We start from the raw sequence: 13,075 nt of genomic DNA on the forward strand, positions 1-13,075 counted from the left end.
GCTATTCAACCTCGACCGGGTCACTGGCCAGGCGATCCAGCGCCTCGATCACCGGGCGCGGCTTAAGCTGAACCAGGCAGTTGTAGTGGCCGAAACGGCAGGTGCGGTCAAAGCATGGGCTGCATTCGATACCCAGGCGGACGATTTCCACCTGCTCGGCCAGCGGCGGGGTAAAACCCGGCGAGGTCGAACCGTAGACCGCCACCAGTGGGCGATTCAGCGCAGCGGCAACATGCATCAGGCCGGAGTCGTTGGACACCACAGCGCCAGCGCAAGACAGCAGGTCGATGGCTTCAGCCAGACTGGTTTCGCCGGCCATGTTCACCGCTTCCTCGCGTAGTCCGGGAATCAGCCGGCTGCGAATATCCTCGCCGACCGGGTGATCGCTCTTCGAACCGAAAATCCACACCTGCCAACCGGCACGAATTTTCAGCTCGGCGACCTTGGCGTAATGCTCGCTCGGCCAGCGCTTGGCTTCACCAAACTCAGCCCCTGGACACAGCGCCAGCACCGGGCGATCCAGGCTCAGGCCAAACTTGGCCAAGGCGGCCTCGCGACTCTGCGCATCGATCTGTAGAGATGGGCGCGGATAGGGCTGCGGCAGCGCAGCGCCCGGCTCGAAGGCCAGCGCCATAAAGCGCTCGATCATCAGCGGGTAGCGCTCTTTATCCAGCGTGCGGATATCGTTGAGCAAGCCATAACGCAGCTCACCCGTCCAGCCGGTGCGCTTGGGAATACCGGCGAAAAACGGCACCAGCGCCGACTTGAGCGAGTTGGGCAGCAGAATCGCCTGATCGTACTGACCGGCCAAGGATTTGCCGATCTTGCGCCGCGTGGCCAACTCCAGCACGCCGTGGCCGAGCGGAAAGCTCAAGGCCTGACGCACTTCGGGCATGCGCTCGAGAATCGGCCGGCTCCATTCGGGCGCCAACACGTCGATCTCGCAATTGGGCTGGCGTTGCTTGAGACACTGAAACAGCGTCTGCGCCATCACCATATCGCCCACCCAGCTGGGGCCTACGATCAGTATTTTCATGCCTATTCCAGAAACGACCGGGGAGGCTTTCGCCTCCCGGACAGACTCAACGCTCGACTATCAGCCTAGCCTGCATCGCCGGATGGAACCCCACCCGACACACGCGAGCGGCTTATTTAACCAGGGTGCGCCACTCGGCGTGGGCATCGGTTTTACCGGTCACCAGGTCGAAATAGGCGGTTTGCAGCTTCTCGGTGACCGGCCCACGGCGGCCTGCGCCGATCTGCCGGCCATCGACTTCACGGATCGGCGTGACTTCGGCGGCGGTGCCGGTGAAGAAGGCTTCATCGGCGATATACACCTCATCGCGGGTGATGCGCTTCTCGACCACTTCCAGGCCATGCTCGGCGGCCAGGGTCAGAATGGTGTTGCGGGTGATGCCGTTCAGGCAAGAGGTCACTTCTGGGGTATAGATCACGCCATTCTTGACCAGAAAGATGTTCTCGCCCGACCCCTCGGCCACGTAGCCTTCTGGGTCCAGCAGCAGCGCTTCGTCGGCACCGCCGGAGATGGCTTCCTGCAAGGCCAGCATAGAGTTGATGTAGTTGCCGTTGGCCTTGGCGCGGGTCATCGAGATGTTGACGTGATGGCGGGTAAAGGAGCTGGTGCGCACCTTGATACCGACCTGTAGGGCTTCATCGCCCATATAGGCACCCCAGCTCCAGGCAGCAACGATTACCTGGGTTTTCAAACCGCTGGCGCGCAGGCCCATGGCTTCAGATCCGTAGAACACCATTGGGCGGATATAGGCGCTTTCCAGGTTGTTCTCACGCACAGCGGCGCGGGTGGCTTCGTTGATCTCGTCTTTGCTGAACGGAATCTTCATGCCCATGATGTGGGCCGAGTCGAACAGGCGGTCGGTGTGCGCTTGCAGGCGGAAAATCGCCGTGCCTTGCGGGGTGTTGTAAGCGCGCACGCCTTCGAACACGCCCATGCCGTAGTGCAGGGTATGGGTCAGCACGTGAGTGGTCGCGTTGCGCCACGGCACCAGCTCGCCGTCATACCAGATCACGCCATCACGATCGGCCATCGACATAGTTGCCTGCTCCTCAAACTCGATTGGTACAACATTCGCCGGCCGCTGCGCGTCCGACATCCTGATATTCAGTTCAAACCCAGCTCACGCCAGATGCGCATTACCGTGCGCCGCTCTTCGGCAAACTGCTCACCGCTGACCACCCCAGGCTGCTTTTGCAGGGCCTGGCGGTGCGCCGCCGAGCGGTAAGCCTTGTAGATGTCCTGCAGCAAACGGGCATCTTCGCCCGGTAGCAAGCCGACCCGTTCCAGCCCTTCCAGAATGCGAATATTGTCAGTGAACTCAAGCAATTCCGGGTACTGGCGCGACCAGGCCAGGGCCGCGTATTGCACCATAAATTCAATATCGACGATACCTCCGGCGTCCTGCTTGAGGTCGAACGGCGCGGTGGCCTCGAAGGCATTCGCCGCCGTACCGGCCGCCGTGGCCTTGCTGCCAAGGTTGTCGCGCATCTTCGCGCGCATCTCGCTGACCTCGGTGCGCAGTGTGGCCAGGTCGCGTTCACGCCCCAACACGCCGGCGCGAACAGCCTCGAAGGCCTTGCCGACCCGCGCACAGCCGACCAGTACCCGTGCGCGCACCAACGCCTGGTGCTCCCAGGTCCAGGCCTCGCCCTGCTGATAGCGCTCGAAGGCGCCCAGCGAGCTGACCAGCAGGCCCGCAGCACCCGAAGGTCGCAGGCGCATATCCACTTCATAGAGCTGGCCAGAGTTGGTCTGGGTGGTCAGCAGGTGAATGATGCGCTGACCCAGGCGGTTGAAGAACTGCGCGCCGTCGATGGACTTTTCGCCATCGGTTTCCGCCTGCGAATCGCCATCGTGGATAAACACCAAGTCGAGGTCCGAACCGTGGCCCAGCTCAATGCCGCCGACCTTGCCGTAGCCGACGATAACGAAATCCGGATCACAAATAGTGCCGTCAGGGCGGCGCGGCGCACCGTATTTGCTCACTGTGTGGCGCCAGGCCAGGGCCAGCACCTGATCAAGAATCGCCTCGGCCAGCCAGGTCAGGTAGTCGCTGACCTTCATCAGCGGCAGGGTGCCGGCAATTTCCGAGGCGGCCACACGCAGGCGATGTGCCAGCTTGAAGTGGCGCAGCGCCTCCATCTGCTGCTCCAGGTCTTCCTCGGGAATACGCATCAACCGCTCGCGCAGCTCGGCGGCCAACTCAGGGGCCAGCGGCGGCTTAAATAGACGCCCTTCATTAAGTAACTCATCGAGCAACAGCGGGAAGCGGGTAATCTGCTCGGCAATCCAAGGACTGGCGGCACACAGAGTCAGCAGGCGCTGCAGCGCGCTGGGGTTTTCCGTGAGTAGCACTAGGTAGGCCGAACGCCGCGCCACCGCTTCGATCAGCGGCAGTACGCGCTCCAACACCAAATCCGGATTTTCATGCTCCACCGCTTGCGCCAGCAGGCGCGGAATAAAGGCATCCAAACGCTCGCGACCCAGGCGCTGCATGGCGCGCACCTGATTGCCGTTGCGCAGCCCCGCCAGGCGCTGCCAGGCCGATTGCGGCTCGGCAAAGCCAGCCTCGGCCAACTGTCGGCACGCGGCCTCTTCGTCCTGCACATCCTCCCAGAGCGGCAACCACTCGCAGCCCACGGCCTCTTCGACCGGCTCTCCGCCCTCCTCTTCATCAGGGTCGGCAATCACCTGACGGAAGTGCCAGTCCACCCGACCGCGCCAGTGCATTAGCTGCTCATGAAAGGCCTGCCAAGTGTCGAAGCCCATGATAAAAGCCACACGCGTACGGTCCTGCTCGTTGTCCGGGAGCATCTGCGTCTGCCGGTCATCAATGGCCTGCAGCGCGTGCTCGGCGTAACGCAGAAAGGCATACCCGTCGCGCAGCTCATCGGTCACCGCCGGCGGCAGGTAGCCCTGGTCGCGTAAGGTATTCAGCACGGCGAACAGCGAGCGCTGCTGCAGACTGAGGTCACGGCCACCGTGAATCAGCTGGAAAGCCTGGGCAATAAACTCCACTTCGCGGATGCCGCCAGCGCCGAGCTTGATGTTCTCGGCCATGCCCTTGCGCCGCACTTCCTGCTGGATCAGCTGCTTCATCGCACGCAGCGCTTCAATCGCCGAGAAATCCAGATAACGCCGGTAAACGAAGGGCCGCAGCATCTCCAGCAACTGCGCCCCGGCAACCTGGTCACCACCGACCACCCGCGCCTTGATCATCGCGTAGCGTTCCCAGTCGCGGCCCTGATCTTGGTAGTACTGTTCCAGCGCGTTAAAGCTGAACACCAGCGAACCGGAAGAACCATACGGGCGCAGACGCATGTCCGTACGAAACACAAAGCCATCGACGGTGATCACATCCAGCGCCTTGATCAGTTTCTGGCCAAGACGGATAAAGAACTCCTGATTATCCAGCGGGCGCTTCACCCCTTCGGTCTCGCCACCCTCGGGGTAGCCGAAGATCAGGTCGATATCCGAGGACAGGTTCAGCTCATGGGCACCCAGCTTGCCCATACCCAGAACGACCATGTGCTGCGCCTGGCCGCTGCGCCGGCCGATGGGCGTGCCGAACTGCGTGCAATGACGTGGATAGAGCCACTGATAAGCCAGATCGATACAGGAGTCGGCCAGGTCGGAAAGGTCGCGACAGGTCTCGATAAGGTCAGCCTGCCGGCTGATATCGCGCCAGATAATCCTCAGTTGCTGGCGGTTACGAAAACGACGCAAGCGTCGCCCCAGCTCGTCGTCATCGGCGCACTCCTCCAGCGCCAGGGCCAATTGGCCGCGCAACTCGCCCGCCGCCAGGCTGCGCTCCAACTCACCACTGGCGGCCAGATCGAGCAGCATCTGCGGGTCGCGCAGGCCCTGCTGCACCACGAAATCACTGGCAGCGCCCACCCGCTGCAACGCCTCCAGTCGCGCGTTTGGCCAGCCTGCGAAAGCGGCGGATGCCTCGCTGGAGAGATCGGCAAATGCTTGCTGCAGGGACTGTTCGGCACGCAGTGCGAGGGGTGACAAGGCAGCGGGCAAAGAGGCCAGCGCGGGCAGGCTCATGGTCTATCCTTTTTAGCGGTCTGCCAGTGCAGCGATCAGGAATGGCACCACCCACGCTAGAGCGGGTCGAATCACTGGCAGAAAAATAATTGTAGTTTTACTACCAAAGATTGTATCCAAAAGGCTGAAATCGGCGTCGGAATGTAGTAAAACTACACGCGGCCGGTCCTACCCCCGGTCAATCCAAGAATTCACGCGGCCACTCACGAAGTCGGCCACGAAACCTGGCCTCCGATTCTGGAAGCCTTTCCGCCCTGGAGCAAGCCATGCAAGACCTCGATCCCGTCGAAACCCAGGAATGGCTGGACGCCCTTGAGTCCGTCCTCGATAACGAGGGTGAAGACCGCGCACATTACCTGATGACCCGTATGGGCGAGCTGGCCACCCGCAGTGGTTCGCAGCTGCCGTACGCCATCACCACGCCATACCGCAACACCATCCCGCTGACCCACGAAGCACGCATGCCTGGCGACCTGTTTATGGAACGCCGCATTCGCTCGCTGGTGCGCTGGAACGCGCTGGCCATGGTGATGCGCACCAACCTGAAAGACTCAGACTTGGGCGGTCATATCTCCAGCTTCGCGTCCTCGGCGACCCTGTATGACATCGGCTTCAACTACTTCTTCCAGGCTCCCACCGAGGAGCACGGCGGCGACCTGATCTTCTTCCAGGGCCACGCATCGCCCGGCGTTTACGCCCGTGCCTTTATGGAAGGTCGCATCAGCGAAGACCAGATGAACAACTTCCGTCAGGAAGTCGATGGCAAGGGCCTGTCGTCCTACCCACACCCCTGGCTGATGCCGGATTTCTGGCAGTTCCCAACTGTTTCCATGGGCCTGGGCCCGATTCAGGCGATCTACCAGGCGCGCTTTATGAAGTACCTGGAAGCGCGCGGCTTTATCCCGGCCGGCAAGCAGAAGGTCTGGTGCTTTATGGGCGACGGCGAGTGCGACGAGCCGGAATCCCTCGGCGCCATCTCCCTGGCTGGCCGCGAGAAGCTGGACAACCTGATCTTCGTCATCAACTGCAACCTGCAGCGCCTCGACGGCCCGGTACGCGGCAACGGCAAGATCATCCAGGAACTCGAAGGCGTGTTCCGTGGCGGCGGCTGGAACGTCAACAAAGTGGTCTGGGGCCGCTTCTGGGATCCACTGCTGGCCAAGGATGTCGACGGCATCCTGCAGCGTCGCATGGACGAAGTCATCGACGGCGAGTACCAGAACTACAAAGCCAAAGACGGCGCGTTCGTCCGTGAACACTTCTTCAATACGCCTGAACTCAAGGCGATGGTTGCCGATCTGTCCGACGACGAGATCTGGAAGCTCAACCGTGGCGGCCACGACCCGTATAAGGTCTATGCGGCCTACCACCAAGCGGTCAACCACAAAGAGCAGCCGACCGTGATCCTGGCCAAGACCGTCAAGGGCTATGGCACCGGCGCAGGCGAAGCCAAGAACACCGCGCACAACACCAAGAAGGTCGATGTCGAAAGCCTCAAGCATTTCCGCGACCGCTTCGACATCCCGGTCAAAGATGAAGAGCTGGAAAACCTGCCCTTCATCAAACCGGAAGAAGGCAGCGCCGAAGCCCGCTACCTGAGCGAGCGCCGCGCAGCACTGGGCGGCTTCGTGCCGCAACGTCGCGCCAAAAGTTTCAGCATTCCAACGCCGCCGCTGGATACCCTCAAGGCCATCCTCGATGGTTCGGGCGATCGCGAAATCTCCACCACCATGGCCTTCGTGCGCATCCTCGCGCAACTGGTCAAGGACAAGGACATCGGCTCGCGCATCGTTCCAATCATCCCGGACGAAGCGCGCACCTTTGGTATGGAAGGCATGTTCCGCCAGCTCGGTATCTACTCCTCGGTCGGCCAGTTGTATGAGCCGGTGGATAAAGACCAAGTGATGTTCTATCGCGAGGACAAGAAGGGCCAGATCCTCGAGGAAGGCATCAACGAAGCTGGCGCCATGAGCTCGTTTATTGCGGCTGGTACTTCGTACTCCAGCCACAACCAGCCGATGCTGCCGTTCTACATCTTCTATTCGATGTTCGGCTTCCAGCGCATTGGTGACCTGGCCTGGGCCGCTGGCGACAGCCGCACCCGTGGCTTCCTCATCGGCGGCACCGCCGGCCGCACCACGCTGAACGGCGAAGGTCTGCAGCACGAGGACGGTCACAGCCACATGCTGGCGGCGACCATCCCCAACTGCCGCACCTATGATCCGACCTACGGCTATGAGCTGGCGGTGATCATTCAGGACGGCATGAAGAAGATGACCGAAGAGCAGCAGGACGTCTTCTACTACATCACCGTGATGAACGAGTCCTACCAGCAGCCGGCCATGCCGGCGGGCGTTGAGGACGGCATCATCAAGGGCATGTACCTGCTCGAAGAGGACAAGAAGGAAGCCGCGCACCACGTGCAGCTCCTCGGCTCTGGCACCATCCTGCGTGAAGTGCGCGAAGCAGCAAAAATTCTGCGTGACGAGTTCAACGTCGCGGCAGACGTGTGGAGCGTGACCAGCTTCAACGAGTTGCGCCGTGACGGCCTGGCCGTGGAACGCAGCAACCGTCTGCACCCTGGCCAAAAACCCAAGCAGACCTACGTGGAGAAGTGCCTGAACGGCCGTCAGGGCCCGGTCATTGCTTCGACCGACTACATGAAACTGTTCGCCGAACAGATTCGTCAGTGGGTTCCGAGCAAGGAATTCAAAGTCCTTGGCACCGACGGTTTCGGTCGCAGCGACAGCCGCAAGAAACTGCGCCACTTCTTTGAAGTGGACCGCAACTGGGTTGTTCTGGCGGCCCTGGAAGCACTTGCCGACCGCGGTGATATCGAACCGAAAGTGGTGGCCGAGGCCATCGCCAAGTTCGGTATCAACCCGGAAAAACTCAACCCACTGGACTGCTAAGGAGCGAAACGATGAGTGAATTGATTCGCGTACCCGACATCGGTGGTGGTGAGGGTGAAGTAATTGAGCTGATGGTGAAAGTCGGCGACCGTATCGAAGCTGACCAGAGCGTACTGACGCTGGAGTCGGACAAGGCCAGTATGGAAATTCCTGCGCCGAAAGCCGGCGTGGTGAAAAGCCTGAAAGTGAAGCTGGGTGACACGCTGAAAGAAGGCGACGAACTGCTGGAGCTGGAAGTAGAAGGCGCTACCGAAGCAGCACCGGCGGTGGCAGCTGCTGAAGCGCCCAAAGCCGCTGCAGCTGAAACGCCCGCAACACCTGCCGCACCTGCGCCGGCCGCACAGGCGAGCAGCAGCGTGCAGGACGTGCATGTGCCGGATATCGGCTCAGACGGCAAAGCCAAGGTCATCGAAATCCTGATCAAGGTCGGCGATACAGTCGAAGTCGACCAATCGCTGATCACCCTGGAGTCGGACAAAGCCAGCATGGAAATTCCCTCGCCGGCTGCCGGAGTGGTGGAAAGCATCAACGTCAAACTGGAAGACGAAGTCGGCACTGGTGACTTTATCCTCAAGCTGAAAGTGGCCGGCGCCGCTGCGGCACCAGCTGCGGCCGCAGAGCCAGCACCAGCACAGGCCGCCGCACCCGCAAACGATGTGCATAAGGTTCCAGCCGGCGCGCATCCGGCGGTCGCCGCCGAAGTCAGCGCGATTGCCTCTCTGGCAGCAGCGGCCGCAAGCGTTTCCGCCGCGCCTAAGCGCGACGGTGCCAAGGTTCATGCAGGCCCGGCTGTACGTCTGCTGGCACGTGAGTTCGGTGTCGAGCTGTCGGTCATATCGGGCACCGGGCCGAAAGGCCGCATCCTCAAAGAGGACGTGCAGGCTTACGTCAAAGCGATGATGCAGAAGGCTAAGGAAGCCCCAGCTGCCGGCGCAACCGGTGGCGCAGGTATCCCACCGATCCCGGTGGTGGACTTCAGCAAGTTTGGTGAAATCGAAGAAGTGGCGATGACCCGCCTGATGCAGGTCGGTGCCAATAACCTGCATCGCAGCTGGCTCAATGTGCCGCACGTGACCCAGTTCGACTCGGCTGACATTACCGAACTGGAAGCCTTCCGCGTCGCGCAGAAAGCCGTGGCTGAAAAAGCCGGGGTCAAACTTACTGTACTGCCACTGCTACTCAAAGCCTGCGCCTTCCTGCTCAAGGAGCTGCCGGACTTCAACAGCTCACTGGCGCCGAGTGGCAAAGCGATCATCCGCAAGAAATACGTGCACATCGGCTTTGCCGTGGACACCCCGGACGGCCTGCTGGTACCGGTGATCAAGAACGTCGATCAGAAGAGCCTACTGCAGCTGGCTGCGGAAGCGGCTGCATTGGCTGAGAAAGCCCGCAGCAAGAAGCTTTCGGCTGATGAAATGCAGGGCGCTTGTTTCACCATCTCCAGCCTCGGCCACATTGGCGGCACCGGCTTTACGCCGATCGTCAACGCGCCGGAAGTAGCGATTCTCGGTGTCAGCAAGGCAACCATTCAACCGGTCTGGGATGGCAAAGCCTTCCAGCCCAAGCTGATGCTGCCGCTGTCGTTGTCCTACGACCACCGGGTGATCAACGGCGCCGCTGCGGCGCGCTTCACCAAGCGCCTGGGTGACGTACTGGCGGACATCCGCACCATGCTGCTGTAACGCATCAACTTTCGAGCAGCCACGCTCGTACACTCGACCCCGCCCTGTTAGGCGGGGTTTTTTTTAGATTTAAGCCAGCGGAACCATGGGAGGCGATCAGCCTTTCTGCAGATTACGGATCAGAAAGCTCAGGGCCTTGGCCAGTTCGGCAGCGCCCTTGTGATCGCGCACTATGGTCAGCATTGGGCTGCCGTCGTTGGGGTTGTGCAGCACGCAGCTGATGCCGCTAGTGGGACACTCGTAACGCACGAAAGGATCGACGCCAAACAGCGACACCCGCTGGTTGCGTACAGCAATATCGGTACCCTGCTGGCCACGGGTTTCTTCACGCAGCAACAGCTCGCCAGACTCACCCTGACGCAGCTGATAAGTCAGGTCCTGACGCTGCGCCTGGCCGACCTGATAGGCGGCGCGCAGGGCGTAGGTTTTCAGCAGATCATTGCAGTGCGCCAACAGCGCCTGACGGTCGTTCTGAGTCAGATAGAGGCGTTTCAGTTCGAGCAGATAATTGCCCTGCTCGGCGCTGCTCAGCCCCGTATCAAGCTCAGCGGCGAATACCGTCGAGGTGGTCATACAGCTACTCAGTAGCACTGCGGATATTAGTTTTCTTGTCAGTCGCAATTGCATGATGCACCCTTACCCGACGCTATATATGAAGTGAGTCGATTGCCGCTCCGATCAGCATACTGGAAGCCAGCCTCCGAATGAAAAGCCATCCCGATGCCGCGAGTCGTTTAGCGGCCGAGGTTGTGACGCAGTTGCCAGTGCCCTCGCGCCTTGGCTTGCTGCGTTTCGAGCGCTTGAATGAAGCCAGCTGGACGCTGCTGTACCTCGACGCGGGCTGCGAACAACAGTTTGGTCTGCCGGCTCAGGAGCTCTGCTCACTGCTCGATGCGCCCTATGCCAGCCTGATGGAACCCGCGGCTCGCCATCAGTTGCACGACAGCATTGCGCAACAACTTACCGAACGTACGCACTACAGCGTGCAGTACCGCCTGCACACCCCGCGCGGCAGTCTGACACTGATGGAAGTGGGCGAAGCCTTCAAACAACGCGGCCGACACTTGCTGCGCGGCTATCTGCTGGTGATGAATGAGCAGAGCGCACCCTCGCCGCAGACCCTCGAGCTGTACCAGCGCAGCCAGGCCGAACTGCAGGCCCAGCAGCGGCGCACCCAGGCCCAGCAGCAGTTGATTGTCACTCTGGCACGCCATCACTACGGCGACACTGACCCCTTGCGCGAAGCCGCCGAGCTGATCAGCAAAAGCGCCTGTGAGCTGTATGGAGTCAGCCGTGTCGGCATCTGGAACCTCAATCAGCACATGCTGCAATCGGTGGCCCTGTACCAACAGGACCAGGGCCAGCATGTAGACCAGGCCGATATCGATGCCAGTCCCTACCCCGCCTATTTGCAGGCGCTGCACAGCGGCCGGGCCCTGGACGCGCATGACGCACACCACGACCCACGCACCTGCGAGCTGAGCAGCAGTTACCTGCAGCCCATGGGTATCAACGCCATGCTCGATGCCAGCATCCGCATCGCGGGCGAAGTAGTGGGGGTGCTGTGCCTGGAACATACCGGCGCGCCGCGCACCTGGCAGGCCGATGAGATTGCCTTTGCCGGCGAGCTGGCCGATCAGTATGCGCAGGTGCTGGCCAACCAGCAGCGGCGCTCGGCGACCAACGCCCTTTACCTGTTCCAGCGCGCCGTCGAGCAGAGCTCCAGCGCCTTTATCCTGCTCGACCGCGACGGCCTGGTGGAATACGTCAATCCGAGTTTTACCGCCATCACCCTGTACAGCGCCAACGAAGTGCAGGGCCGCCGCCTCTCCGAAATCCCCGCCCTGGAAAACCTCAGCGACCTGTTGTTCGATGCCAGCTCCAGCCTAGCCGAACACAATAGCTGGCAGGGTGAGTTCAAGAGCAGGCGTAAGAACCTCGACCCTTACTGGGGCCAGCTATCACTGTCCAAGGTGCATGCCGACGATGGCAACCTGACCCACTACATCGGCATCTACGAAGACGTTACCGCGAGCAAGCAGGCACAGCAGCATATTGAGCGCCTGGCCTTTCGTGACAACCTCACCGGCCTGGGCAACCGCTACGCCTTTATCCGATCGCTGGAGGGCCACTTCAGCGAACATTCAGGCAAACCGATCAGCCTGCTGCTGGTGGACATCGACAATTTCAAGCGGATCAACGACAGCCTCGGCCATCAGACTGGCGATAAACTGCTGGTCAGCCTGGCGCGCCGCTTGCGCAATACCTTGCACCCCAGCAGTGTGCTGGCGCGCTTTGCCAGCAATGAATTTGCGGTAATGCTCGACGCCAACCAGGCCGACAGCGAGCAGGTGGCACAGAAGCTCCTGCACACGTTGGACAAGCCGCTGTTTGTCGACAACCAACTAATCAGCGTCACCGGCTCCATCGGCCTGGCCTGTGCGCCCGAGCATGGCGACGACCCACAGACCCTGATGAAACACACTGGCCTGGCCCTGCATAAAGCCAAGGCCAACGGCAAAAATCAGCTGCAGGTGTTTACCGATGTGCTGAATGCCGAGGCGCACTACAAGCTGTTCGTCGAGAGCAATTTGCGCCGCGCGTTGATGCAGAATGAACTGGAAGTCTTCTACCAGCCCAAGCTGTGCCTGAAGAGCGGCCGGCTGCTGGGCCTGGAAGCGCTGCTGCGCTGGCACCACCCGGACAAGGGCATGATCAGCCCGGACAAGTTTATCAGCGTGGCGGAAGAAACCGGCCTGATCATCCCCATCGGCAAATGGGTTACCCGCCAGGCCTGCCGCATGAGTAAACAGTTGATCGCCATTGGCCACACGCCACTGCAGATGGCCATCAACCTGTCGCCCAAACAGTTCTCCGATCCGGACCTGGTCGGCGAGATCGCCGCCATTCTCCATGAAGAGCAACTCGATCCGGCCCTGCTCGAACTGGAGCTGACGGAAAGCCTGCTGCTGGAAGCCACCGACGACACCCGCCACCAGCTCAGCCGCCTGAAAAGCCTGGGCCTGACCTTGGCCATGGACGACTTCGGCACCGGCTACTCCTCGCTCAGCTACCTGAAGAAATTCCCCATCGACGTGATCAAGATCGATCGCAGCTTTATCAAGGACATCCCGGAGAATCAGGACGACATGGAAATCACCTCAGCGGTGATCGCCATGGCGCACAACCTGAAACTCAAGGTGGTGGCCGAAGGTATCGAAACCGCCGCGCAGCTGGGCTTTCTCCGCCGTCAGCAATGCGATATCGGTCAGGGCTACCTGTTCGACAAACCCATCGCCGGCCGCGACCTGCTGGAAAGCCTCAAGCGTTATCCGAACAGGGGCTAGCCGGCTGTAACAAGCCTGGGCTTTAACGGTCTATGACACACATGC

At 61.0% G+C, this 13,075-nt stretch carries 7 protein-coding genes; 3 read left to right on the top strand and 4 right to left on the bottom strand.

From position 1 onward, the window contains the following. Position 1: 1 nt before the first annotated feature. From waaF to glnE, 3 genes are all read right to left on the bottom strand, one after another. The gene (gene waaF / locus AACY25_RS06735; protein WP_339523294.1) at positions 2-1,036 is read right to left on the bottom strand and encodes a lipopolysaccharide heptosyltransferase II; all 1,035 of its coding nucleotides are present in this window, start codon (positions 1,034-1,036) and stop codon (positions 2-4) included. 112 nt (positions 1,037-1,148) lie between these two features. Next, a complete protein-coding gene (gene ilvE / locus AACY25_RS06740; RefSeq protein ID WP_339523296.1) occupies positions 1,149-2,072 on the bottom strand; it encodes a branched-chain-amino-acid transaminase in 924 nt (307 codons plus the stop codon). Positions 2,073-2,140: 68 nt separating this feature from the next. Continuing rightward, on the bottom strand, positions 2,141-5,089 hold the full coding sequence (gene glnE / locus AACY25_RS06745; RefSeq protein WP_339523297.1) for a bifunctional [glutamate--ammonia ligase]-adenylyl-L-tyrosine phosphorylase/[glutamate--ammonia-ligase] adenylyltransferase: 2,949 nt from the start codon (positions 5,087-5,089) through the stop codon (positions 2,141-2,143). 266 nt (positions 5,090-5,355) lie between these two features. On the opposite strand from glnE, the gene aceE reads away from it, so the two are divergent. Both aceE and aceF read left to right on the top strand, forming a co-directional pair. Next, complete coding sequence (gene aceE / locus AACY25_RS06750; protein ID WP_339523298.1) at positions 5,356-8,001, top strand: pyruvate dehydrogenase (acetyl-transferring), homodimeric type; 2,646 nt, start codon at positions 5,356-5,358, stop codon at positions 7,999-8,001. 11 nt (positions 8,002-8,012) lie between these two features. Then, positions 8,013-9,683: a dihydrolipoyllysine-residue acetyltransferase gene (gene aceF / locus AACY25_RS06755; protein WP_339523299.1), complete on the top strand. Its 1,671-nt coding sequence runs from the start codon at positions 8,013-8,015 to the stop codon at positions 9,681-9,683. A 96-nt stretch (positions 9,684-9,779) separates the two neighbouring features. On the opposite strand, the gene AACY25_RS06760 is transcribed toward aceF, so the two are convergent. After that, complete coding sequence (locus AACY25_RS06760) at positions 9,780-10,256, bottom strand: hypothetical protein (protein ID WP_339523301.1); 477 nt, start codon at positions 10,254-10,256, stop codon at positions 9,780-9,782. Positions 10,257-10,387: 131 nt separating this feature from the next. On the opposite strand from AACY25_RS06760, the gene AACY25_RS06765 reads away from it, so the two are divergent. Continuing rightward, positions 10,388-13,030: a sensor domain-containing protein gene (locus AACY25_RS06765; protein ID WP_339523303.1), complete on the top strand. Its 2,643-nt coding sequence runs from the start codon at positions 10,388-10,390 to the stop codon at positions 13,028-13,030. Positions 13,031-13,075 lie beyond the last annotated feature (45 nt).

Origin of the sequence: Pseudomonas sp. EA_35y_Pfl2_R111, from assembly GCF_963970955.1 — a bacterium.
Taxonomy (GTDB): domain Bacteria; phylum Pseudomonadota; class Gammaproteobacteria; order Pseudomonadales; family Pseudomonadaceae; genus Aquipseudomonas.